Source organism: Streptomyces atratus, from assembly GCF_900119365.1.
GTDB lineage: Bacteria > Actinomycetota > Actinomycetes > Streptomycetales > Streptomycetaceae > Streptomyces > Streptomyces atratus_B.
The window spans coordinates 125,789-150,979 of record NZ_FPJO01000010.1; the positions used below are offsets into that span (position 1 = coordinate 125,789).

The window sequence follows — 25,191 nt, forward strand, 5'->3', positions numbered from 1 at the left end:
TCCGGTGGAACTCAGCCCTTGACTCCGGTGAAGCCGAGCCCGGCGACGATGTACTTCTGGCAGACGACGAAGACGAGCACCGGCGGGGCGACGGCGAGCACCATCGTGGCGATCAGCTGGTCCTGCGGAGCCTGCGTGGCGAGCTGGGAGAGCGCGACGCTGATCGGCTGCTTCTCGGGATCGGTGATGGCCACCAGCGGCCAGATGAAGTCCTTCCAGGAGTGCATCACCGCGAGCAGACTGATCACGGCGAGCACTGGCCTGCTCATGGGCAGCACGATCTTGGTGAGCAGTTGCCAGGTACTCGCCCCGTCGACCCGCGCCGCGTCGAACAGCTCCTTCGGCAGGGCGTCGAAGAACTGCTTGGCGAGCAGCACCGTGAAGGCGTTCGTGCCGGCCGGCAGCCAGATCGCCCAGTAGGTGTCGCCCAGGTTGAGGTGGAGGAACGGCACATCGATCACGGTCATGAAGAGGCTGACCATGTTCACCGTGTACGGCACGAACATCGTGGCGAGGATCGCCCCGTAGACGACCTTGCCGAACTTCGGCCTGAGTACCGAGAGGGCGAAGCCCGCCGTGGCCGAGACGAAGAGCTGCACGAACCACGATCCGCCGACCACCAGGAAGGTGTTCATCAGATAGCGGCCGACACTCAGATCGGTGTACGCCGTCGAGAAGTTGCCCAGGGCCGGCCGGTCCGGCCAGAGAGCCAGGGGCTGAGTGGTGAGCTCGGTGGGCGGTGAGACCGCGCCCTTGACCATCCAGTACAGCGGTCCGATGCCGATGAGCAGCAGCAGGATCAGGGTGAACACCTGGATGGAGCGCACTGCGGCGCGCACACCGGGCCGCTGGCGATCGCTGGTGGAGACGAAGGTGGTGAGCGTGGTCATGACGTGCTCCAGCTGCGGGTGGCCCGCAGATACACCGCGGAGAGCAGGGCGAGGGTGAGCACCATCAGGAAGGAGAGCGCGGCGGCCTGGCCGTACTCGCCGTCCTGGAAGGCGTACCGGAAGATCAGCAGCAGGACCGTGAGGGTGGAGTTCTCGGGTCCGCCGCCGGTGAAGACGTACGGCTCGGTGAAGACCTGGACCGTGTTGATCAGCTGGACGAGCAGCAACAGACCTATGACAGACCTGAGTTGGGGCAGCATCACATGCCAGATCCGCCGCCAGATCCCGGCGCCGTCCACCTCGGCGGCCTCATAGAGTTCGCCGGGGATGCCGACCATCGCCGCGAGGTAGATGAGGACGGCACCGCCCATGCCCGCCCAGGTGGCCTCCAGGACCAGCGAGAGCATGGCGCTGTCGGAGGACTCCAGCCACGAGTACGGACCGAGCCCGACCTTGCCGAGAACGTTGTTGAAGAGCCCGCTCCCGGGATCGTAGAACCACTTCCAGAGCAGGATCGCCACCACCGGCGGGATGACCACCGGAAGATACACCAGGAAGCGGTAGACGCCCGCGCCGCGCCGTACCGTCGACATGATCGCGGCCAGGACCAGCGGCGCCGGGAAGCCGATCAGCAGGCCGAGGCCCACGAAGAACAGGGTGTTCCCGACGGCGGTGCCGAGCAGCGGATCGTCGAACAGCGTACGGAAGTTGTCCAGGCCGACCCAGACCGCGGGCTCGACCAGGTTGGTCTTCTGGAAGCTGATCAGCAGGCTGCGCACGATCGGCCACCAGGCGAAGAGCCCGAAGACCAGCAGCGCGGGAACGAGGAACAGCCAGGCCGTGAGCTGTTTGCGGGCGCCGGTGCCACGCCGCCGCTGCGGCAGAGTCGGCGGCACGGGCTCCTTGGACACAGCGGCCGGGCGCCGGGACGGAGTGAGCAGGGCCATGGGCCGGCTACTTCTGGTCCGCGGCGAGCTTGGCATTGACGTCCTTCTCGGCCGAGGCCAGCAGGGAGTCGATGTCGGCGTCGCGCTTGGTGAGCACAGCCTGGACCACCGGGTCGAGCGCGGTGTACAGCTTCTGCGCCTGGAACGGCGGCTCCGGCTTCAGTTTCAGCGTGGAGAGGCCGTCGATGTACGGCTTGAAGTTCCGCAGTTTCACATTGACGTACGGCTTGATCGCGGCGTCGATCTCGGTCTGCCGCTTCTTGTCGAAGACCGGCAGCGTCGGCACGCCCACCGCGGACTTCGGGTCGGCAGAGAGCGCCTTGGCCTGCTCGGCGGCCATGTCGGTGCTGTACTGCGGCTTGGCGTAGGCGAAGGTCAGCCACTCGACGGCGGCCGCCGCATGCTTCTTGTCGGCGGACTTCGGGACCATGTAGATGTCGCCGCCGGTGAGTGTCGCGTCGCCGCCGGACTGCGGCATCGGGGCCACTCCGAAGGCGTCGGTGTTCTCCATGCCGAACTGCATCTTCGCCAGTCGGTACGTCCCCGGGCTGCCCATGAACATGCCGACCTGCCCGGCCGCGAACTGCTTGATCACGTCGTTCTGATTGTTGAGCAGGGTCTTGCCGAGCGAATCGTCCTTCCAGCGCATGTCCTTGAGCAGCCGCAACCCCTTCTTCGTCGGCTCCCCGGTGAGCGTGGCGGTGTACTTGCCACCCTGCTCCTTCTCCAGCTCGCCACCGAAGGCGTACGACAGCATCGTCAGCTGCCAGCCGCCCTGGTTGTCCTTGGACTCGTGGACGAATCCCGCCTTGCCGGTACTGTCGCTGATCCTCTTGGCGGCGGTACGGACCTCCTCCCAGGTGGTCGGCGGTCTGTCGGGGTCCAGGCCGGCCTTCTCGAAGAGCTCGCGGTTGTAGACCAGGCCCTGGGCGTACGGATTCTGCGGTACGCCGTACACGTCGCCGGCGCTGTCGGTCAGCGGCTGGAGGACCTGAGGGTTGAACTCCTTGAAGTGCTCCCACTCCTTGAGCTGCCCGGTGATCGGCTGAACCTGCTTCTGCTGGATGAGCCGCTGAGGCTCGGTCAGCGGCACCTTGATGACGTCCTCGACATTGCCGCCGGACAGCTTCGCGGAGAACGTCAGCGGGTCGAAGACCGTGGTCGAACCCTTGACCTTGATGCCCGGGTTGGCCTTCTCGAAGTCGGCCACCTGCTTCTTGAACAGGGCGACCCCCGGCTTGTCGGTGGCCGGCGGCATGCCCTGCACCCGCAGCACGAGATCGCCGTCCCCGCCGGCGCTGCTCGGGGTGAGGGAGGAACAGCCCGCGAGGGTCGCGGTCAGCGCCATGCAGCCAAGTATGGCCGCACAGCGGGAGTTTCTGGGCATAACGGCTCCAAGAAGGGCAGGAGTGGGCTCGGTGCGGTGTGGTGCTTTGCTCGTTGTGGTGGTGTGCGCCGTGGATCAGTGGGCGGGTGCGGGGCCCGTCGAGGCGCGGGGGATCAGGCGGGAGCCGATCTCCACGAAGGGGGAAGTGACTTCAAGTCCTTGTCCAGTACGTCCTGTTGTGCTCGCGATCGTCTCGATCAGGAGGTCCCCGGCCCGCGTGGCGATCTCTTCGGGGTCGATCCTGATCGTGGTGAGGCTGGGGGTGGAGACGGAGGCGAGCAGCGTGTCGTCGATGCCGATGACGCTGACGTCGCGCGGCACGCTCATGCCGAGGTTGGCCATCTGGTGCAGCACGCCGAGGGCGACCAGGTCGTTGTGGGCGATCACGGCCGTCGCATCGTGGGCGGCGACGAGGGTGGCGGCGTGCACGCCCGTCTCGAACCGCGGCTCGTACGGGCCGAGCTCGGACAGGGAGAGGTCGAGCGCTTCGAAGGACTCCTGGATGGATTTCCCGCGGCTCAGCTCGGCGCGGGACGCGTTGATGAAGACGCAGCGCCGATGACCGTACGCCTTCAACTGCTCGGCGGCCTGAGCGATGCCGGCGGACAGTGAGATCCGGACCTCGGGGATGCCCGGCACGTGACGGTTCACCACCACCAGCGGCATCCGGCCCGCGAGTTCATGGAGCCGGTCCTCGGTGAGGGTGGAGGCCCACAGGATCAGGCCGTCGACCCGCTTCGATACGGCCGCGATGGCGGCCAGCTCGTCCGCCTCGCGCTCGTCGCTGTCGGCGACCAGGACCGTGTAGCCCAGGTGCCGGGCGCGGGCCTGCATCGCCTTGATGATCGGCGGGAAGAACGGGTTGGCGATGTCCGGGACGATCAGGCCGAGCGTTCCGGTGCCGCCGCCGCGCAGTGAACGGGCCGCCGGGTTGGGGGAGTAGCCGAGCTTGGCCGCGGCGTCGAGGATGCGCTGCCGTGTCGTCGGCTGCACCTGGTCGGGTGCGGTGAACGCACGGGACACCGTCGACACCGAGACACCCGCGGCGCTCGCCACCTCCCGGATCGTGACTGCCACGGACGGCCTCCTCGTCGTCTTGAGCCGGGGACCCCCGGTCGTCTCGCAGCTGGATCCTGCGAATGCGGTTGATGTTTGCGAACGTTCCCAGGGCGTGTCAAGACGTGTGTCAGGACTATTTCATCGAGGAAAACCTTCTGGATGCACGGGTCTTGCGCTTCCGCTCGACTGCCGCTGATGATGTGCTCGCAAGAACGGCACTGAAATCGCGGGAACGTTTTCATAGAGGAGTGGAATGAAGATCACCGGCCTGGAAGTGCTGACTCTCCCCGACCACGGCGACAGCATGATGCTGGTCGTGGTCGACACCGACGAGGGCATCCACGGCCTGGGCGAGGTCGGCATCAGGTCGCGCCAACGGGCGGTCGCGGGCGGTCTCGAGCACCTCGCGGAGCTGATCGTCGGCGAGGACCCGCGACGGATCGAGCACCTCTGGCAGGTGATGTTCCGGCGCGGGTTCTTCCCCGCCGACCGCATACTCGGCGCCGCCATCGCCGCGGTGGACGTGGCCCTCTGGGACATCCGCGGCAAGGCGCTCGGCGTACCGGTGCATGAGCTCCTCGGCGGCCGGGTGCGTGATCACGTATCCGCCTATGTGCATGTCGGCGACGGCTACGACGACCGCGCGTGGTTCCTGGACCGCTGCCGCGACCTCGTCGCGCAGGGCTGGCGTCATCTGCGGTTCGCCTCGCCGCACGACGCCGACGGCACGCTCGACGCGCGCCGCTGCCTGCGCGGCTCGGTCGACCTCTTCCACCAGGTGCGGGACGCGGTCGGCGACGAGGTGGAGCTGATCCTCGACGTCCACACGCGCCTGGATCCCCCGGAGGCGCTGACCCTGTGCCGGGAGATCGAGGCGGCCCGCCCGTTCTTCGTCGAGGACCCACTGCGCTGTGAGAACCCGGACAGCTACCGCATGCTGCGGGCCCGCACCGGCGTACCGCTGGCCGCAGGTGAGCAGTACGGCTCCAAATGGGAGTTCAGGACACTCATCGAGGACGACCTCATCGATTACGCGCGCGTGGACGTCGGGGTTGCCGCGGGCCTGACCGAGGCGAAGAAGATCGCGGCGATGGCGGAGACCCACCACATCAAGCTCGCCACCCACAACCCGCTCGGCCCGGTCACCGCCGCCTCCTCGCTCCAACTCAACCTGGCCTGCCCCAATGTGGCGATCCAGGAGCACCAGACCGACCCCGAGCCTGCCATCGCCGCACTCTTCACCGCGCGGCCGACGATCCTGCCGGGGCGGGTGGAGCTGAGCGAACTGCCCGGCATCGGCGTCGACATCGACCGGGAGGCGGCGCGCCGGTACCAGGCCGCGGCCGCCGAGCGCCCACACCTGCGCACGGTGGACGGGGCGTTCACCAACTGGTAGCCGGGCAGGGCCGGTCGGCCGCGCGGGCCCGCCCCCGCGGAATCGACGGCGTACAACCCCTGTGTCCCATCCGGTACCGAACAGGACGCCGGACAGGGAGCGGGCCTCTTCCGGGCCACTGGCCGGGAAGCCGCACACCAGGACAACGGGACATTCGCATCACCGTCCCGGCGGGCCCACGGCCCGCGTCCGCACCCTGAGCACGAATTTCCGATTCCAGGAAGTGAGGCGAGTTCCGTCGTGTCGTTCAGAGGAGCCGCGAGGCCGGTCCGACTGGGCCTTGTCGGCATAGCGTTCATGGGCGTGCTGGTCGGCGCGTCGGCGACGCCGGCCGGTAGCCAGGAACGCGAGAAGCTGCAGGTGACAGCCGTGTCGTCGCGGCCCGGCGTGGTGTCGGGAGACGACGCCCTGATACGTGTCGAGGTGCCCGCCTCCATAGCGGCCGACAAGGTCCGGGTCGAGGTGGACGGCCGGGACGTGACCTCGAGCTTCCGGCCCTCCGGCGACAACGCGCTGATGGGCGTGGTGAAGGAGCTGGCCAAGGGCGACAACAGGCTCACGGCCAGGGCTCAGGGCGCGGACACCGGACAGCTGACCCTGAAGAACCACCCCATCACGGGGCCGGTGTTCTCCGGGCCGCACGAGCAGCCGTTCGTCTGTGACACCGCCGAGTTCAAGACGGTCACCGGCGGCACTCTCGGGCAGCCGATCGACAAGGACTGCTCGGTCAAGACCCGGGTCGATTACATGTATCGCACCACGGCCGGCAAGTTCGTTCCGTTGCCCGACGAGAACGTCCGTCCCGCCGACCTGGCGACCGCCACGACGAGCGCGGGCACGAAGGTGCCGTACATCGTCCGCGTCGAGACCGGCACCATCAACCGCGGCATCTACGAGACGGCTGTCCTGCACGACCCGATGTCCGGCACCCCCGACCCGCTGCAGCGTGGGCCGGGCTGGAACGGGCGCCTCGTGTACGGCTTCGGTGGGGGCTGCAACGGCGGCTGGTACGTCCAGGGCCGCAACACCGTCGGGATCATGAACGACACGTATCTGAGCAAGGGATACGGCGTCGCATCGTCCACGCTGAACGTCTTCGGAAACAACTGCAACGACCTGCTGGCCGCCGAGACCATGAGCATGGTCAAGGAACGCTTCGTGGAGACGTACGGCGACCCGGCCTTCACCATCGGAAACGGCTGCTCCGGCGGCTCGTACCAGACCCACCAGATCGCCGACAACTACCCGGGTCTGCTGGACGGCATCCTCTCCGGCTGCAGCTTCCCCGACGTCGGCTTCGGGACGATTCAGACGCTCAGCGACGCCCAGCTCCTGAACCACTACTTCAAGGATGTCGCGCCGGACGCGTTCACCAAGGAGCAGCAGAGGGCGGTCTCCGGTTTCGGCAAGTGGGAGAGCATCGGCAGCCTGGCCCGCGCAGGCGGCCGTATCGACCCTACGGTGTTCTGCCCGTCCCAGCTGCCCGAGGGACAGCGCTACGACCCCGACACCAACCCGGACGGTGCCCGCTGTGACGTCTACAGCCACACCGTGAACGTCTACGGCGAGGTACCGGAGACCGGAAAGGCGCGCAGGCCGCTCGACAACACGGGGATCCAGTACGGACTTGAGGCCCTGAACAAGGGGACCATCGGCATGGACCAGTTCATCGACCTGAACCGGCGCATCGGTGGCCTCGACGACGACGCCAAGCCCGCCGCGGAGCGCACCGTCGCCGACCTCAAGGCGGTACGGACGGCCTACCGCACGGGCCGCATGCTGAACGGCGGTGCCGGCCTCGCCGACGTTCCGATCATCGACTACCGTGACTACACGGACGACGCGTCGGCCGGTGATATGCACATGCGGTTCCACTCCTTCTCCACCCGGGCGCGCTTGGACAAGGCCAACGGCACCCATGCCAACCAGGTCATGCTCACCCGTTCCAACGGGCACGGATTCACTCTCGCCGGGATGCTGTCCGACATGGACCAGTGGCTCACCGGCATCAAGGGAGACTCCGGCAACGACGCCCCCATCGAGAAGATCGTCCGCCACCGGCCGCAGGGTCTCACGGACGCCTGCTGGACCCGTGGCATCGGTGCGAAGAAGATCGCGGAGCCCCAGGTCGAGGGCATCGGCAACACCGAGTGCAACACCCTCTACCCGGTGTGGACATCGCCGCGGATGGTCGCCGGAGCCGATGTGGCCAACGACATCGTCAAGTGCCGCAAGCGTCCCGTTGTCCGCTCCGACTACCGAGTGCCGGTGACCGACGGTCAGTTCGAGGATCTGCAGGCGATCTTCCGGACCGGTGTCTGCGACTGGTCCAGGCCCGGGGCGGGTCAGCAGGACCTCGCCGGTACATGGCTCTCCTTCGACCGGAAGTGACAGGAGCGCGGCACGGGAGCAGCCCTGGGCTCCCTGCTCGTCCCCCGCTTTGCTCTGGTGTACTGCCCTGCGGCTAGTTTGTGTGCAGGACAGGTACGCAGGCCCGTGGTGGCAGAGGTGCACGGGGGACGGGAGGTCGGGAAGAGTGTCGCTGCGCGGAGGTGATCCAGCCGAGATCGGCGGTTATGCGCTTGAGGCGCGGCTCGGCTCGGGTGGCATGGGTACGGTCTTTCTGGCCCGTACGAGCTCGGGGCGACCTGTCGCGATCAAACTGATCCACCAGCAGTTCGCGGGGGACGACGAGTTCCGCATCCGTTTCCGGCAGGAGGTGGCGGCGGCGAGGCGGGTGAGCGGCGCGTTCACCGCCGCCGTGGTCGACGCTGCCCCTGAGGCCGAGCAGCCGTGGATGGCGACGACCTATATCGAGGGGCACACGCTCGCCCAGCACATCGCGGCGAAAGGCCCGCTGAACGGAGCGGAGCTGAGGAGGCTCGCCATCGGGCTGGCGGAGGCGCTGCGCGACATCCACCGGGTGGGGGTCGTCCACCGTGACCTGAAGCCCTCGAACGTCGTGCTCTCGCCCGAGGGCCCGCGCGTCATCGACTTCGGCATTTCGCGCGCCGTGGACCAGCAGACGCTGACGATGACGGGGCGGGTCATCGGTACGCCGCCCTTCATGTCGCCGGAGCAGTTGCAGGCGCCGCGTGGTGTGGGGCCGCGGTCCGATGTCTTCTCGCTGGGGACGCTGCTGGTGTACGCGTCGACGGGCCACGGGCCCTTCGACGCGGACAGCCCATACCTGACGGCATATCAGGTGGTGCACGAGGAGCCGTCGCTGGGAGCCGTGCCGGTGGCATTGCGCACGGTCGTCGAGTCGTGCCTGGACAAGGAGCCCAAGGGGCGCCCCTCGGCGGACGAACTCCTCGTGCTGCTGCGGGACCTGCCGGCCGACCTCGGCGGGACCGACGCGAACGGGGTTGGCGCGGGCCGCACCCGCGACATGATCACCCAGCATCACTTCGCGACGCCGGCCGCCCCGGCGCCGGCTGCCCCGACCACCGCCCCGGCCGGTCCCGGTACAGGGAGCACCGGCACCCCCATCGGCCGCCGTCTGCGTCGCCGATGGCGTCCCGTGCTCGCGGCCGCGGTCGCGGTGGCAGCGATCGGCGGGGGAGTCGCCGCGCTGAAGGCGGGCGGCTTCGGGGGGAACAGCGGCGGCGACAGGGGCAACAGCGTTGCGGCGCCGGGTGCCGCACTTCCGGTCGGCTTCGGGCCGTGGCGCAAGATTGTGCAGGGCGGTCGCGAAGACATCCCCGACGAGCTGCGTTGCGTCGCGCGCGGCGACGCGCTGTTCTGCGGGGGCGGCAGTGTTGTCGCCACCCGTATCAGGGCCTCGGACGGCTCGCGGGTGTGGACGGCGAAGAGTCCGGGCGTCCCCGTGCAGGGCATGCACCTGGTGGGCGCCACCGACGAAACGGTGCTCGGTTACCGCTTCGCCGCCCAGGACGCCCCGCAGGACCCTCCCAGTGAGGTGGTGGCCATCGATGCGAACAATGGCCGGGAGCTGTGGTCCGTGCCGTCCGGCGCCCAGTCGAAGGCCGTCACGGGTCGGACTCAGGATGCCCTTGTGGTCGGCTCCGCCGTTGTGACGGTCGACGCTTCCAACTCCCGCTTCGAGGCCCGGGACGCGCACAGCGGTACGGTTGCCTGGAAGACGCCGTTCCCCGCGGGCACACAGTGCGCTCCCGTCCCGGTGGGCCCGCAGCTCTTCGCGATGTGCGCGACGGATGCGGAGGTGGACGCCTCAGAGGTGCGCCACCCCACCCTGTACACGGTCGACCGCGCCTCGGGGACACTGGGCAGGCCCATCGCGGTTGACGGCCCCGCCGTGCCGATGGGCGTCGCCAACGGCAGGCTCGTACTCCTTCAGGGACACACGGAGGGAACGGCGCTGGCCGGCTACGACGGGGTGGCGCGGGTCTACCCGGCCTCGCGGAAGGTCACGTACTCCCGGCTGGCCAAGACATACTCGGGGACGCCCGGTATGGCGGACGGCACCCTCTACGTGAGCACGCAGACCGGTCTCGTCACGGCGCTCGACCCCGCGACCGGCCGGAAGACGTGGTCCCGGCAGACGAGCGTGGAGGGCGCGTCGGGCCCCGTGGCGGGAGCCGACGCGCTGTATTTCAGCTCGGCCACCGGCCGGGTGGTCGCGCTGTCGCCGTACGACGGCAAACCCCTGTGGACAACAGATCCGCAGGCCGATGGTTTGACGGGCGAGCAGGGCGCAAGCCCGCGCGTGACCGTCGCGGGGCGTGCAGTGATCGTGGCCGCGGCCAAGAACACTCTCTTCGCCTTCGACGCGCAGAAGCCGCCGAAGTCGGGCTGACCCCGGCGGAACCGGCCGCCGGCCACCTTCAACCGCGTCCGCCGAGGCAGCCACGGCGGACGTCCGCCAGCCTTCGACGCACAGCCATTCGACGTGTCGTCCCGATGCCGGGTCAGGCACCCTGCCCGGCCTGCGCGAGCGTCGGTTCGATCACCGTTGGGAATCCGGTGTCTCGCGGTGCGGTTCGATTTCCGGGGCGGGGGAGCTGTCGAGGGGGTGGCTTCGGTGGGTGAGGGTCTGGTTGAGACGTTTTGCCAGTTGGGGGACGGTTGCCGGGGGCAGGTATGCCTCGGCGCCTGCGTCGAGCAGGCGTCGGACGGGGCCCTGGTAGCTGACTCCGAGTTCGTCGTCCTCGATTTCGGCGACGACGACCCGGGCCCTGGGGAACGCCGACCGCAGGCTCCCGATCAGCTGCGGGCTGACCGGCGGCACCAGCAGGACGTCGGCCGATACGGGAGCCACGTGCATGTCGAGCACGATGTAGTCCGCGCCGAGTCGGTCGGAGAGCGAGGTGCGGGCCGAATCCGACAGCTTCATCGCCGTCACGACGACCGTGACGCCCTTGTCGGTGGCCGACGGCTCCTCATCGGCCGCGCTCGGCGTGACCGGATCGATGACGGTGCCGATGACGACGCTGCCGGGGACGCCGGAGATCCTCGCGACCGGTTCGCCGTCCCGGGTGATCACCAGGTCCTCTCCGGGGTCGAGGGCGTCGATGCGTGCCATGACGTCCTCGGGCAGTCGCGTCGCGTCGATCGCACGCGCGGCGCGTTCGTCAGTCATCGGGTGCGGAACGGGGGCGGGTCGGAGCCCGGTGTGCGGCCGGGGCGTGCGTGTGGTGGTGGGCTGTCCGGGGGGTGAGCGGTACCGGCCGGCCTGGTCCGATGGGTGCGGTGGACTGAAGGGGAAACGTCCTCACAGCGGCTGATCCTCCCATATCGGACAGGTGATCGTCGGGTACTCAGCCGGGGCGATACGGCTCAGGTGAGCCAGTCGTGTGTCTCATCCGTTCACTTCGGTGAGAATCCGTTCGGCCAGCTGCCGGGGACCGGCATCGTCCGTCAGCAGGACGACGGTGTCCGCCCCCAGTCGCCCCTCGCAGGCCATCGCGCTGTCGATCTGCGCGAGCCGCCACGTCTTCACCTCGGCGTCCCTCACCGGATCGTCCGGGTGTACGACCTGGTCGGTGATGCGTTGCGCGTGGAGCTCCCCGCCGACCGACAGCCGGAAGTGCAGGACGTCATCGGTGTCCTTCCGGATGATGTCGGAGATCTCCCGACGATAGGCGTCGTTCACCACGGTCATCGGGACGACGAGAAGATGATCCGGATAGTGCCGTACGAACGCCGCGCACGACTGCGCCACGACATCGCGCCAACACGCCAGCTCCTGGAAGTTCCCCGACTCCGGCATCGGCACCCATGCGCGGAGATGGAAGCCGGCCTCTTCCGGGTCGAAGAAGATGATCTTGCCGACGATCCGCGTCAGCCGGTCGGTGACGCTCGACTTGCCGGCCCGAAAGGGCCGTTGATCCACACCGGCAAGTTTCTCTCCTGGACGGTTCGGCTCGCCCCGCAGGGCGAGCACGCAGGTCAGGTTCGGGGACGGGGGCGGTGTCCGGGACAGCACCAGTCGATGAACTCGTACTGGTGCAGGGTCATGCCGACGCGTCCCGGCCACCGCGTGTCGAGGTCCCCCAGCGAGGCCGCGCCCGCCAACTCCGCACAGACCGACAACGCCGTCCGCTCGTCGATGCCCGAGAAGGACGGATAGCTCGCGTTCACCAGACCCTGCAACCAGTCGCGCAGCGTCCGGGTCTCGTCCCATCGCGCGAGCTCGATCCTGCGGTGCACGAAGCCCCGCCACAACAGCCACCCGTGCAGACGCTGCCGCTGTCCTTTGGTCCAGTACGGGAAGACCCCGCCGGACATGTCCGCCAGCCGTGCGGTGATCCCCTCCTGCAGTCGGCCGATCCCGGCGGCGGGCGCGGTCTCCAGCTCGACGCGGTAGAACCGACCGCCCAGAGCCAGTACGCGTTCGACCTCGGTGGCCGCCAGCAACGGCTCCGTGCAGAAGTCGATGCTCTCGTGCTCGACGACCGCATCGAACGAGCCCGTGGCGAACGGCATCGCCATCATGTCGCCGTGCCGCACGTCCAGGCCGTCCCGGCGTCCCGCGTCGATCATCGCGCGCGATGCCTCGATCCCGGTGTAGGAGCCCGCGAAGGGCGCGACGTTGCGTGCGAGCCTGCCGGTGCCCGTGCCCAGTTCCAGGACGCGGCGCGAGCAGAGGAAGTCCTTGGCGAAACCGCGCAGCACGTCGTTGAACCGCTCGGTCACCTGCCGCGCCGGGGCATACCGCCGTGCCAGTTCCGGCCCGTAGAGCGCGCCGTCAAAAGGCCTTGTCCCGGCGGGCCCGTCCGGTGCGATGTGTACGCCGGTGAGGAAACGCTGGTTGGCGTCGAACCAGCCGACGCACTCCAGCGCCGCCCGCACCGTCATCCGCTCGGACCGGGCGTGTCCCGCCAGCTCCGGGGGCAGGCCACCGAAAGCGAGGGTGCAGCCGTCGCCCCCGCCCCGCAGCCGTACGTACGCGCACGCGGCGATCAGCGTCGCCGTCTCGGCGGCGGTGATCGGTTCGTCCGGCCGGGCGGCGGCCGCGCACCGTGCCGCCACGTCGGCGACCGGGGGCAGGACCCGCTCCGCCAGCGCTCCCAACGTCGCGGCCCGCCATGGCGGAACGTAGTGGAACCGGCTGTCGCACGGTGGGACGGCGGCGCTGTCGCCCGCCTCGCGCACGACATCGATCGCGGCGCTCACCGGCCGGTCCGCTCGCCGGTGAACGCCTTCGGCCCGCCTGCCGGTCCGGCGTCACCCGGCCAGGTGAGGACGAGGTTGCCGCGCACGTCGCCGTCCGCGAGCCGTTTGAGCGCCGCGCGTGCCTCCTGGGCCGGCAGCACATCGTCCACCAGCGGTCTGATGCCGGTGGTGCCCATCAACGTCAGCATGCGCCCGTACTCCTCCCTCGTTCCGCTGAAGGAGCCGACGACGTTGATCTGGTGGAAGTAGATCCGGTGCAGCCGGGCAGGCGGCACATCACCCGTCGTCGCGCCCGCGACCACCACCGTGCCGCCGTGCCGGACGCTGCGCAGCGTGTGCGTCCACGTCTCCCTGCCCACACTGTCGATCACCGCGTCGACCGGTTCGGGCAGTTCGGCCCCCGGTTCGTACACGGCGCTCGCCCCCAGCCGACGGGCCAGGGCCCGCTTGTCGGCGGACCGGCCGGTGACCCAGGTGCGCACGCCGCTCGCCGAGGCCAGGCTGATCAGCGCGGTGGAGAGCCCGCCCGCGGCGCCCTGGACGAGCACGGTGTCCCCGGGACGCAGCGCCGCTTTCGTGAACAGCATCCGGTACGCGGGAAGCCAGGTGCACACCAGGCACGCCGCCTCCTCCCAGGACAGGTGGTCCGGGACCGGCAGCAGGCTCTCCGGGGGAGCGGTGACGTACTCGGCGAGAGTGCCCGGCCGGGCACCGACGAGCTGCGCCGCGGGCATCGCCAGCGTCTCGTCGCTCATGCCCGGCGGGGAATCGAGAAGCGGATACAGCACCACTCTCGTCCCGTCCGGCCGTTCCCCCGCCGCTTCGCAGCCAAGGATGCGCGGGTACTGGTCACGGTTGATCCCGACGCCGCGCAGGGTCCAGAGATCCTTGTGGTTCAGGGAAGCCGCCCGGACCTCCACCCGCACCCAGCCCAAAGGCACCTCGGGATCGGGGCGGTGCCCGACGACAACAGTGGACAACGGGTCGTCGGGATCGGGGGCGGTTGCGAACACGGCCTTCATGAGTCCTCGTCCTTGGACTGTCCGACAGCGTTACCACGCATATGACTTCCTTCACGTCAGTGGGACGGAGAGCCGAGCAGCTCGGCCGACGGCACGGTCGCGCGCGCGAACCACATCGCGAATCCGGACACCACCAGCGCCCGCACCCGCAGCGAGGGCCCGGAGCCGCCCGTATCGCAGCGCACGCGCACCTCGTCACCTGCCGCGATGCTGTGCACGCTCCTGGTGTGCAGGCCCCCGCCGTCGTCGACGTCGACGACCACCCGCGCGGACGGGGCCGGGCGCGCGCCGCCGGAGAGCCGCGTACCGCCGAAGAACCGCACGCCGACCATCCCCGGCTCCTCCACGTCGATCAGTGGAAACCGCTCTCCGTCCGACGACCTCGCCAGGTGTCCGCAGACGTCGCACCGCGCCCAGAAGCACTCCCGGTCGTCCGCCGCACCCCGGGCCGTGCCCACGCGGACCGGGAGCCCGCACAACCGACAGGCGCACAGCACCTGTGACCCCGTGGGCCCGAAGAGCAGCCCGGTCTTCATGGCGCGCTCGACGGCCCGGGCGCCGATCGCGGGCACGCTCGCCACGAAGGAGACCAACTCCCGCTCGAACCGTCCGGCGAGGCCCTCCACCCTGGCGACGCAGCGGGTGAAATCGGCCCGGACGGTCTCGCCGTACAGTGTCCGTTCGTTCGCCACCGACAGCACCGCGGCGGCCCGTACCGCCCAGCCCGAGGCACTGTCGATCCCGCGCGCGCAGGCGGCCAGCGCCTCGTGCGCGGCAGGGCCTCCCGCCAGACGCAGGGAGACGACGCTGCCACGCGCGTCGTCGACCGTCCGCGTCAGCGCCAGCAGCCGCTCCCTGTCCTCGGACAGACACGCCAACCCCGTCTCGATTTCCTTGAGTTCGTCGCCCAGGGACACGACGGTCGCCTTCCGGTCCGGAATACCGCGGCTGTGCCGCAGCAGGACCGGGTCGCCCAGACACAGGGTCCCCGCCGACCGGCCGGATCCGTCCGGCGCGGCCCCGCCGAGCTGAGCCAGCTCGTGGCCCACGATCGCCCGGCGCGACGTCGGCATGCGGTGGAGCGATCCGCACAGCGTCGCCGCATAGGAACTCGCGAAGGAGTCCACGAAGTTGGTCGCGGGCAGACTGCGTCGCCAGTCCGGGATCAGTGCTCCGCACGATCCCAGATGGATCCATGCGCAGCGGATGTCGTCGAGCCTGCACAGTCTGAGACCGTGCTGCGCGCACTCGCAGTCCTGCGCGGGGAAGCCGCTCGCACTGTGCGCGCAGACGAACCTGTCGCCGATCTTGACGTGTGATTCGTTGCCGTGGCCGTACACGGAGACGCTGTGCACACCCTCCGCACCGGGATCGGCGAATTCCGCCGCATCGCCCACGACGGACGACGAGTCGGCGGCGTCGACGAAGACGTGCTTCCCGGACCGTATCCGTCTGGCCAGCGCCATGCGCCGGAGCATGAAGGCCAGTTCCCCGGTGGAGCGTGCCGGCAACGTGCCCACCGGGAGGCCGATCCGGCGCCCGAAGTCCACGATGTCCCCGGCGAGCCGGAGATCGAACCCCTGCCGGGCGACGACCACCAGGACGTACTTCGCCGACGCCGGGACCGACCGCTCGGCGGAACCCCGCCGCCAGTCGTCGAGCGAGGTCTGCGCGACCACACGGCATCCGATGGCGGCCAGGTCGGCATCGTGCGGAAGAAGATCACGGCCCATGACGACCACCGCGCCCTCGGGCCACGCCTGCTCGGTTCCACGCCCGGCCGGCCGGGACGCGTACCAGTCCAGCACTTCCTGCTGCCGCTTGTCGGCCAGGCCGGTGGCGGCCCGGTCGGCGGCTCGGTGCGAAGGCCCCACAACACTCCTCTCCGATCACTGGATCCCCGGGTACGGGGCCAGTTCGTCCAGCGAGAGCACCGACCCGACGTTCTCGTCCGGTACGTCGTCGAACCAGTCGGGGTCGTCCTCGGCAGCGGCGCCCGTGGGTTTGGCCGGCCCGGTCGGCCCGTCCGGCCGGACCGGGGCGTGCCGCTCGTCGTCGCGTGCCTGCTCGGCATCCTGCACAGCGTTCCTCCTCATCGGGCGAATGCCGCCCGTCGTCCGATTTCGTTCCTGTTTGCCCTGCTTGCCCGTCACGGGATCGACGAGTGCTACCCCACGCGTGCGCGGATCTGCTCCGCCAGGTACTTCCCGTACCGGCGGTGTGCGCTCGATGCCAGGTGGATGCCGTCGGCGAGGAAATCGGACTCGTCGACGTCCGACCACTGGCGGACGTGGTGGACCCTGTTGTCGCCCCACTCCATGACCGACTCCACGGTGGCTTCGTGCACCTCCACCCACTCCGCGGCGGTCAGCCCGCCCGGGCCCTTGCGGTCGCGGTACCGAGGACTCGCCGGTGGCATGAGTACGACCACCTCGCAGTCGGGCACGGCGTCGATGACGCGTTTCACGAACCCGAGCATGTTCGTGAGGTACGTGTACTGATTCAGCGATCCGGTGAGATAGACCATGCCGCCGACCGCCATGGTCAGGTAGCGCGGCCGCAACTCGGCGATCAGATCCGCGAACACCGGTTCCAGGTGCGTGCCCTTGCCCCGGGCCACCGACACCAGGTCGAGATCGTCGCGCCACCGGCTCGACTGGACGTAGCTGGTCAGAGGCGAGTCCGCACCCATCCCCTGCGACAGCGAACCGCCGTAGTGCACCCACCGCTTCGGGTTCGGGGCCGGCACGGACGCCGTCGCGTCCTCGTCGACCCGCAGGCCGATCAGGCGGAACTGGGCGTAGAGCGGCAGCCAGAGCTCGACCGGCCGGTCGCCACCGCTCTCGTTCCCGAGGTCGAGTCGCAGGGTCTCCTCGCTCTTGGAGGCCGACAACGCACGCCGGCCGAGGCGGCGCCCGTCCACCACCACATCGACGGACTCCAGCTGTTCGATGTCCTCGGCGAGATCGACGATGTTGTCCGGGCACCGCGAGCACAGGTAGTCCAGCTCGATGTGCTCCGTGTCCGTCATCAGCACGACGGCCACCCCGGACGGCATCCCCGCCCGTCCGATGCCGCCTTCCGGGAAGTACAAGCGGGCCCGGTCGAAGGGCACCCGCCACGGTGCCACCCAGTTCTCGCCCCGCTGCAACGACACCGCCCCGTTGAACCGGAACCCCTCACCACAGGTCAGTGACTTCACGCCCTACCTCCTCGTCCTCGGTCGATCGTTGCTCCGTCGTGTCCGGAGGCGGCCCACAGCTGGGCGTACAGCCCGCCCGATCCCAGCAGGGACTCGTGCCCGCCGACCTCCAGCAGGCGGCCCCGCTCGACCACGGCGATGACGTCCGCCTGCGCGGCGGTGGCCAGCCGATGGGCGACCAGGACGGTCTTCCGCCCGCTCCGGTCACCGCGCAGGGCGTTGACGACGCTGCGCTCCGACTCCAGGTCCAGTGCTCCGGTGGCCTCGTCCAGCAGCAGGAGTTCGGGGCACGACACGAGTGCCCGCAGTACGGCGACCACCTGCCGCTGTCCGGCGGACAGGGCGGATCCCCGAGGGCCGATGTCGTAGTCCAGTCCGCCGGGCAGGGAGTCGATCAGTTCGGACACGCCGAACGACCGGACGATCTCCATGATCTCCGCGGGGGACGCGCCGGGACGTCCGAACGCGATGTTCTCGCCGACGGAACCGCTGAACAGATGCGCCTCCTGCGGCACGATCGCGGTCCGCAGCCGGTAGTCGCGCAGCGGGATCGTGTCGACGTCCACACCGCCGACGCGGATCGCCCCCCGCTGCGGGCGGTAGAACCGTGCCAGCAGCTTGATGATGGTCGACTTGCCCGCGCCCGTCGGGCCGACGACGGCGAGCGACGCCCCCGGCGGAATGTCGAGGACGACATCCAGGAGCGAATACGGGGCGTCCTCCCGGTACTTGAAGCCGACCCGGTCGAAGCGGATGTCCGCACCGACGCGCGAAGCGCCGGCCGGTGCGCCGCCGACCGCCTCCCCGACCGCCTTGTCGGCCGCCTCCCCGACCGGCTCCTCGGCCGGCTCCGACAGCAGCCCGTTGACGCGCCGGACTCCCACCCTGGCCTGCTGGGCGCTGTCGTAGACCGTCGCGATCTGCTGGATCGGGTAATACAACATGGAGAGGTACAGGATGAGAGCGGTGACGGTCCCACTGTCAGTGGCGGTCCCGCTGTCGGAGACGCCCGCCCGGGGCAGCCCGTCCGCCGTGGCCGGCAGCAGCACGCAGATCAGCGCCATGTCGATGGTCAGCGCCACCAGGGGAAAGAACCACGCCACAGCACGCTGCCCGACCTGGCGCTCGTCGCGGTATGCCGCCGACTTCTCCGCGAACTGCGCGACGATCCGCCCGGTGCAGCGGAAGATCTGCGCCGTACGGATGCCGTGTGCCTTTTCGTGCAGGTCGGCGTTGACGGCCGCGAGCAGCTCCCGCGCCCTGGGATACGACCGGGAGACGACGCGCTGGAACACGGCCGCCCCGGCCAGCACCACACCCCCCGCCCCCGCCAGGACGAGCCAGTAGCCCGGCGCGATCCAGACCACGACCAGGCCGACCCCGAGCACCAGCAACAGGTTGACGACCAGGGACAGCAGACCCGTCTGCACGAACGCGGACAGCGAGTCGATGTCCGCCGTCATCCGGGTCAGCAGCCCTCCCGACCGCACCCGGTCCACGTAGGGCAGCGGGAGGCGCTGGATGTGACGGAAGCAGCGCAGGCGTACGGCGAACAGCACGCGGTCGCACACCTGCGTGGTCGTACGGATGGTTCCCCACCCCGCGGCCCAGCTCACCGCGGTGACCGCGAGTCCCAGTGCGAACAGCGCCCCGACCGCCGTCGCGTCACCCTCCGCCGAACGCCCGAGGACGGCCCGGGCCACCGCCGGAAGCGTCACGGCCGTGACGACCTCGACGCCGATGCACACGACCGCAGCGAGAGCCGGCAGGCGGACCGGCCGCAGTGCCTCCCCGAAGCCGAACGGGCCGTCCCGCCGCCCGCTCCTGAGATCCGATTCCGCAGGCTTGTCCACGACCGCGGGCAGACGGGCGGCGTACGCCCCGAGTGCCGCGGCCGAATCCTTCTGGTTCCCGGCCCGCGCCCTGCCCTGCCCGCCGTTCGCCGACGGCACCTCGCACGCGCCCCGCCCGCTGCCCGCGATCTCGTCGGCGCCGAGCGTCGGTGTCCCTGTTTCCTCTCCCATCAGGGCCTTCAACCGCACGGAATGCTCCATGAGATCCGCGGCGCCACCGTGCTCTACCACGCGACCGCCCTCGACGACCGCGATCCGGTCGGCGAGCGACAGCACCACCCGCCGTCGGCCGGTCACGACGACGGTGCACCCGCCCCGGAGCCGCCGTCGCAGGGCATCGAGCACCCGCGCCTCCGTCAGGGTGTCCAGGGCGGACGTCGCGTCGTCGAGCACCAACAGGCCCGGTGAGTTGTACAGCGCCCTGGCAAGGGCGATCCGCTGCCGCTCGCCCCCGGAGAGCCGGGCCCCGCCCTCGCCGGCGTGGGTCCGGTCCCCGTCCGGCATGCGGTCGAGCATCGTGTCCACAGCCGCGTCGGCGACCGCCGACGCGTACCGGTCGCCGCGGAACTCCCGGCCCAGAAGGATGTTGTCCCTGATGGTGCCGGAGAACAGGAACGGCTCCTGTGTCACCAGTACGGCATCGGGGTCGCCCGGAGCCGCCGCCCTGGAGCCGCCCGCACGGTCGACGAGTTCGACCTGCCCCGAGCTGTGCCGGTACTGCCCCTGGAGCAGCAGCCCGAGGACCGACTTCCCGGAGCCGGCCCGGCCCGCGACACCGAGGCACTCCCCGGGCGCGACCGTGAGGCTCATCCCCCGCAGTACGTCCCGCGCTTTTGGCCCGAGCCTCAGCCCGACGTCGGACAGCACCACCCCGAGACCTCCACCGAGACCGCCGCCCCGACCGGTCCGGGAGCCGTCGCCGACCGTGTCCGGCTCGTGGCCGCCGCTGTCGATGATCGCGTGGATACGGTCGGCGGACGACCGGGCGAGCGCGATCGCGGAGACCACCCCTGCCAGCAGCCGGACCAGCCCGGTCATGGTGAGCAGGTACGTGGCGAACACGACGAAGGTGCCGACGCCGATATCGCCCCGCAGGGTCATCGTCCCGCCTACTCCGATGACCAGGACGAGCGCGAACTGCGGCAGGGTGATCAGGACGGGGGTGAACACGGAGTTCAGCCGGGCGACGCGCCGGCGCCGCCCGAACAGCGCGGAGGCCAGGGACCGGAAGCGGTTCTCGATCAGCTCCTCCCGCTGGAAGACCTTGGTGACGGGCAGTCCGGCGATGGCCTCGCCGGTGAACGAGGTCAGGTCGGCGGCGGCCTGCTGGGACAGCCAGGTGGCCGCGTGGATCCGTCGCCGGGAACGGACCACCAGCACACCCGCGAGCGGAACGGTGACGAGCGTCGCCAGCGCGAGCACCGGGGAGAGCACGAACATGATCACGATCTGGACCGTGACGTGGCACACCGCCGCGGCCGCCTGCGGGGCCAGGGCCAGCAGCGACTGGATCACCTGCAGATCGGTGATCGACCGCGACACGACCTCGCCCCGCCGCAACGCGTCCTGCTGCTCACCGGAGTAGCGGCACAAGGACGACAGCAGAGCCACCCGCAGCTCGTGCTGCACCCGCGTCGCCAAGCGGCTCGCGGTCGCGCGCTGGCCGAACTGGACGACGAACCTGAGGACGGCGGCGACCATGAGCAGGACGAGTGCACAGCGGGCGACCGCCCGGCCGGTGGCCAGCCCGTCGACCACGGATCCGACCACCAGCGGCGTGGCGAGATCGATTCCGGCGCCGACCAGCGCGAGCACCACGGCGCAGAGCGCCGCCCGCCGCTCGGCAGCCCACGACACGATCAGCCGCGTCGTCCACGACGGCGACGCCCGCAGTTCTGTACGCACTCCCCGTCGCCCCCGCTCCTCTACCGGCCGGCTGCCGCGTGGTCGTCGTCCAGCGGCCACTCGGCGGTTTCCACCCGCGGTTCCCGGCAGATGCGGACGAGCTTCTCCGCGGCGCCGTCGTACACGGGCCAGGGGACACCGCCGGTCGACGGGCACCTCCCGCGGGCGAAGTCCACGAGCGCCCCCTGGACGTGGCGGGCCACCGTGACGTCCGCCTCCGACGCGGCGCCGGGGGCGGAGAGGTCGAGCAGCAGCGATGCGAGATCCATGCCGTGCAACGCGCGGTCGGCATCGGCGAAGCTGTGGTTCGAGGGGACGTGGTCGTACACCTGGTACCAGCACCGGCCGCTGCCCGACGCGGCCTTCGTCCGCAGCAGGTCATGCGACGGGCGCAGGAACAACTCCGCGTTGATGAACCGCTCGTGGTCGGTTCCGTACCGCGCCGTCCGTGCCGCCCCGGCCCCGGCGCCTCGCGCCATGACGCGCGCCCCGCCCGGCATCAGGCGGTCCCACAGACCGGCCTCGTTCGCCGTGTTGGACACCAGGAGGTCGACCCTGCCGGCCGCCCCCGCCCCGATGGCCTCGATCGGGGGGCGGGACAGGTGCACGCCGTCCACGACATCCCGGTAGTGCACGATCTCGTGCCGCCTGAGCAGGCGTTCGTGCGCCACCTTCAGGTGCACGTTCGGGACGGAGAAGACGCGCGCGGGGTCGTCGACGAGGCCCGCGCATTCCAGGAACTCGCGGGCGAACCCGGTCGCCGCGTCCCGTGACACCACGTTCTCGCACCCGCCGCTGTACAGCGCTGCCCGCTCGAACAGCCCGTCGGCGGCGCGGCACCCCAGGAGGGAGCCGATGTTGTGCGCCCCCGCGGACTCCCCGAACAGGGTGACGTCGGTGTCATCGCCGCCGAAGGCCGCGATGTTCTCCTTCACCCAGGCCAGGGCGAGGAGTTGGTCCCGCAGTCTGAGGTTCGCCGTGTCCCGCCCGACCAGGTCGTCCAGGAAGAGATGACCCCAGCACCCCAGACGGAAATTCATCGTCACCACGACGACGCCGTGGTTGCGACTGAGCACCTCCGGATGTCTGCCGGGCATGCTTCCCGACCCCGCGACCTGCATGCCCGGGTGGAACCAGACGAGAACGGGAAGACGCGCGCGCCCGGGGTCCGGCGTGTACACACTCAGGTTCAGGCAGTCCTCGTGCTCCGGGACGGCGGCGTGCGCGAAACCGAAATCCCGCAGGGTGCCGGATGCCCGGTCGTGGACGGGCGGGAGCTGCCAGGACATGCTGCCGTGACGCAGCGCCGGCCGTACCCGGTCCCAGGGTTCCGGCCGCACCGGGCCGGCGAACCGGCCGCCGTCGGGCGGGACCGTGCCGTAGGGGATGCCCCGCCACAGGGCGAAGCCGGACGGCCGGTGCTGCACCCCGCCGACCTTGCCGGCGGCGGTCGTTCGTACAACGGGGACCTTCTGCCCCTCCAGGCCGTTCCCCATCAGTAGATCCCCTCGACTACCCGGCTTCCCTCGAACTCCGCCATCGGGACGACATCCGCGACCGAGTCGCCCCGCCACTCCTCGCCCCGGGACACGCGCACGGCCAGATCCCGTTCCAGGTTGTTCGGCAGGAACATGTCCCGTGTGACCGTGTGCATCAGCACCTGGCCGCGGGCCCCGTACGGCACCGGCCCGCGCGTGCCCGGGTCGACGACGCGGAGGAACAGTTCGGGACCGACCGGGTCGAACACCGGAAGGTCGTCGTATGCCGTCGAGCGCCTGAGCAGCGCCCGGGTACCCGTGATCGAACTCGCGTAGGTGGCGACGAAGACGGCGTCCGGGAAAACCAGTTGCGCGTACTCGTACAGCTCTTCGCGCGTCATGCGCGCCCCGCCCCAGGTGATGACCCGCACCGTGGCACGCACACGTTCCGCCAGTTCCGCCGACCGCGCCAGCGCGCGCAGCAGCGGAGGGGTCACCAGCAGATGTCCGACGTGCTGTGTCCGGAGCACATCCCGGGCCTGGGCCAGCACGTGCTCCACGTACCGCTGCCGTACTTCCGCCCCGATCCCGGACTTCACCCACCGCGGATCGATGTCCACCTGGAGGTAGGGCACGCGCAGCCGCCGCGCCCACCGCCGCTGCCAGTTCCCCGCGAGATGGGGGCCGGTCGGGAACAGCGACAGCATGGTGTGCCCCGCGGCCTCCGGCACGTACGCGCAGTACATGTCGACCAACTGCTCGATCCGGGGCCGCGACAGGACGGCGCGCTTCGGCCTGCCGGTCGTGCCGCCGGACTCCACCACGTAGGGCGGGGGTTCCTCCGCCAGCCCCCGGGGGACCAGGTCCTCGACCCGGACCTCGCGCAGCTTGTTCACCCGGGACGGGAACCGGCGCAGGTCGTCGAAGGTGTGGATGTCGGCGACCGGGTCGAAGGGCAGCGCGTTCCGGTAGCCGACCCAGAACCGTGACCCCGTCTCCTCGCCGAAGTGCCAGCGCAGCATCTGAGACAGGTACTCCCGCAGCTCCTGCTCGGACGCGGGCGCGGCGATCGCGCTAGACATGGACCACCCCCGTCCCGTCCGTGTGGACGTCCGCCTCGGACACCGGCTCCGGCTCACGCGGTACCCGGCAGTTCTCCCGGGGGCCGACCCGGACGGCCCCGGCCACCAGCTCCACCGCCTCGCCGCTGTCGAGCCCGTCGCGGTGGAACACCTCGGCGAGGACGTCCCCCTCGGCCACGCGCTCTCCCAGGTGCCTGGTGAGCCGGATTCCGGCGTGCGGGTCGATGACGTCGTCCGCGAACACCTTGCCCGCCCCCAGCTTCAGCGCGGCCCGGCCGATGCCCAGTGCCGAGACGTCGGTGACCCACCCGGCCCCCCGCGCGAGCACCGCCGTCCGCGCCCCCGGCCGGCAGTACCCGCCCCCGTCGAGCACCGGCCCGGTGTCGCCGCCCTGCGCCGTCAGCATCCGGACGAACATCGACAGCGCGGCCCCGGAGTCGACCGCCGACCGCAGCCGCTCCCGGATCCTGCCCTCGGGTTCGTCCGGTTCGGCCACGCGGACCATCTGTACGGCAAGGGCCTCGCACTCCGCCGCCAGCCCGCGGTCACCGCTTCCGCGCAGGAACTCGACCGCTTCGTCGACCTCCGCCGCATTGCCGACGGCCCTGCCCAGGGGGACGGAGCCGTCGCTGAGCACCGCCCGGCAGCGCAGGCCGAACTCGCCGCCGAGCCGGACCAGAAGCCCCGCCAGCCGACGCGCCGTCCCATGGTCGGGAACCAGCGACCCGGCTCCGTACCTGACGTCGAAGACGACCGCGTCGGCGTCGACCGCCACCTTCTTGCTGACGATGCTCGCGGCGATCAGCGGCGCCGACCGGACACAGCCGCTCACCGACCGCAGGTCGTACGTCGCGGTGTCACCGGGCACGAGTTCACCGGAGAAGGACCCGATGACGACGTCGTCCGCGGCGAGCCGCGCGGCCAGCTCCGCCTCGGTGAACTCGAGCCGGAGCCCCGGCACACTCTCCAGCTTGTCGATCGTGCCCCCGGCGATGCCGAGCCCACGTCCGCTCAGCTTGCAGACCCGGACTCCGAGCGCGGCCACCAGCGGCACGACCACCAACGTCGTCTTGTCGCCGATGCCACCCGTGCTGTGCTTGTCCACGACGGTCCGCCCGCTGCGGCGGATCCTCGCCCCCCGTCGGGCCGGGCCGAGATATGCCCTGGTCAGGGCCACAGTCTCGGTGAACCGCAGCCCTCTCGCCGCGATGGTCGCCAGCCAGGAGGACAGCTGGTAGTCGGCGAGCCGGCCCGTCCGGTGGAGGCCGAGAACGGCCGACGCCCGCTCCGTGGTGAGCGTCTCGCCGTGGCGAAGCCGTTCGATGTGCTCCAGGGCGTCGTCGACGCCGAACGTGTCTGTCATCGTCGACT

General features: G+C 70.3%; 18 protein-coding genes. 3 read left to right on the forward strand and 15 right to left on the reverse strand.

Annotation, left to right across the window (positions count from 1 at the left end):
• Window positions 1-11 precede the first annotated feature (11 nt).
• The 4 genes from BT364_RS18950 to BT364_RS18965 form a co-directional block, all read right to left on the reverse strand.
• Window positions 12-890, reverse strand: a complete 879-nt coding sequence (locus BT364_RS18950) for a carbohydrate ABC transporter permease (RefSeq protein ID WP_072486358.1) — start codon at window positions 888-890, stop codon at window positions 12-14.
• The gene (locus tag BT364_RS18955) at window positions 887-1,837 is read right to left on the reverse strand and encodes a carbohydrate ABC transporter permease (RefSeq protein WP_177328166.1); all 951 of its coding nucleotides are present in this window, start codon (window positions 1,835-1,837) and stop codon (window positions 887-889) included. The genes BT364_RS18950 and BT364_RS18955 overlap by 4 nt, the downstream gene beginning before the upstream one ends.
• 7 nt (window positions 1,838-1,844) lie before the next feature.
• Window positions 1,845-3,185: an ABC transporter substrate-binding protein gene (locus BT364_RS18960; RefSeq protein ID WP_177328167.1), complete on the reverse strand. Its 1,341-nt coding sequence runs from the start codon at window positions 3,183-3,185 to the stop codon at window positions 1,845-1,847.
• Window positions 3,186-3,299: 114 nt separating this feature from the next.
• A complete protein-coding gene (locus BT364_RS18965; RefSeq protein ID WP_072486360.1) occupies window positions 3,300-4,301 on the reverse strand; it encodes a LacI family DNA-binding transcriptional regulator in 1,002 nt (333 codons plus the stop codon).
• A 235-nt stretch (window positions 4,302-4,536) separates the two neighbouring features.
• Between BT364_RS18965 and BT364_RS18970 the strand changes: the two genes are divergently transcribed.
• The 3 genes from BT364_RS18970 to BT364_RS18980 all read left to right on the forward strand — a co-directional run bounded on the left by BT364_RS18970 (window position 4,537) and on the right by BT364_RS18980 (window position 10,459).
• Entirely contained in the window at window positions 4,537-5,679 is a 1,143-nt protein-coding gene (locus BT364_RS18970) for a mandelate racemase/muconate lactonizing enzyme family protein (protein WP_072486361.1), read from the forward strand.
• Window positions 5,680-5,919: 240 nt separating this feature from the next.
• Window positions 5,920-8,070 carry a DUF6351 family protein gene (locus tag BT364_RS18975; protein WP_256260062.1) on the forward strand — a complete coding sequence of 717 codons (2,151 nt, stop codon included), beginning with the start codon at window positions 5,920-5,922 and terminating at the stop codon, window positions 8,068-8,070.
• 145 nt (window positions 8,071-8,215) lie between these two features.
• Window positions 8,216-10,459 carry a serine/threonine-protein kinase gene (locus BT364_RS18980; protein ID WP_072486363.1) on the forward strand — a complete coding sequence of 748 codons (2,244 nt, stop codon included), beginning with the start codon at window positions 8,216-8,218 and terminating at the stop codon, window positions 10,457-10,459.
• A 150-nt stretch (window positions 10,460-10,609) separates the two neighbouring features.
• Here BT364_RS18980 and BT364_RS18985 read toward each other — a convergent pair whose 3' ends face one another.
• The 11 genes from BT364_RS18985 to BT364_RS19035 all read right to left on the reverse strand — a co-directional run bounded on the left by BT364_RS18985 (window position 10,610) and on the right by BT364_RS19035 (window position 25,183).
• Window positions 10,610-11,242 carry a hypothetical protein gene (locus BT364_RS18985; RefSeq protein WP_072486364.1) on the reverse strand — a complete coding sequence of 211 codons (633 nt, stop codon included), beginning with the start codon at window positions 11,240-11,242 and terminating at the stop codon, window positions 10,610-10,612.
• Window positions 11,243-11,461: 219 nt separating this feature from the next.
• A complete protein-coding gene (locus BT364_RS18990; protein WP_072486365.1) occupies window positions 11,462-11,995 on the reverse strand; it encodes a hypothetical protein in 534 nt (177 codons plus the stop codon).
• 56 nt (window positions 11,996-12,051) lie between these two features.
• Window positions 12,052-13,278 (reverse strand): class I SAM-dependent methyltransferase, encoded by a 1,227-nt coding sequence (locus tag BT364_RS18995; RefSeq protein WP_072486366.1) that lies wholly within the window; start codon window positions 13,276-13,278, stop codon window positions 12,052-12,054.
• A complete protein-coding gene (locus BT364_RS19000) occupies window positions 13,275-14,300 on the reverse strand; it encodes a zinc-binding dehydrogenase (protein ID WP_072486367.1) in 1,026 nt (341 codons plus the stop codon). Before BT364_RS19000 ends, BT364_RS18995 begins: the two co-directional genes overlap by 4 nt.
• 56 nt (window positions 14,301-14,356) lie before the next feature.
• Window positions 14,357-16,174, reverse strand: coding sequence for a hypothetical protein (locus tag BT364_RS19005; RefSeq protein WP_072486368.1), 1,818 nt, complete (start codon window positions 16,172-16,174; stop codon window positions 14,357-14,359).
• Between the two features lie 15 nt (window positions 16,175-16,189).
• Window positions 16,190-16,381: a hypothetical protein gene (locus BT364_RS19010; RefSeq protein ID WP_072486369.1), complete on the reverse strand. Its 192-nt coding sequence runs from the start codon at window positions 16,379-16,381 to the stop codon at window positions 16,190-16,192.
• An 86-nt stretch (window positions 16,382-16,467) separates the two neighbouring features.
• Window positions 16,468-17,502 carry an SGNH/GDSL hydrolase family protein gene (locus BT364_RS19015; protein ID WP_072486370.1) on the reverse strand — a complete coding sequence of 345 codons (1,035 nt, stop codon included), beginning with the start codon at window positions 17,500-17,502 and terminating at the stop codon, window positions 16,468-16,470.
• A complete protein-coding gene (locus BT364_RS19020) occupies window positions 17,499-21,260 on the reverse strand; it encodes an ABC transporter ATP-binding protein (RefSeq protein WP_079179530.1) in 3,762 nt (1,253 codons plus the stop codon). The genes BT364_RS19015 and BT364_RS19020 overlap by 4 nt, the downstream gene beginning before the upstream one ends.
• Window positions 21,261-21,280: 20 nt before the next feature.
• A complete protein-coding gene (locus tag BT364_RS19025) occupies window positions 21,281-22,756 on the reverse strand; it encodes a carboxylesterase family protein (protein WP_072486371.1) in 1,476 nt (491 codons plus the stop codon).
• Window positions 22,756-23,820: an acyl-CoA synthetase family protein gene (locus BT364_RS19030; protein ID WP_072486372.1), complete on the reverse strand. Its 1,065-nt coding sequence runs from the start codon at window positions 23,818-23,820 to the stop codon at window positions 22,756-22,758. The genes BT364_RS19025 and BT364_RS19030 overlap by 1 nt, the downstream gene beginning before the upstream one ends.
• Window positions 23,813-25,183 (reverse strand): thymidine phosphorylase, encoded by a 1,371-nt coding sequence (locus BT364_RS19035; protein WP_072486373.1) that lies wholly within the window; start codon window positions 25,181-25,183, stop codon window positions 23,813-23,815. The genes BT364_RS19030 and BT364_RS19035 overlap by 8 nt, the downstream gene beginning before the upstream one ends.
• Window positions 25,184-25,191 lie beyond the last annotated feature (8 nt).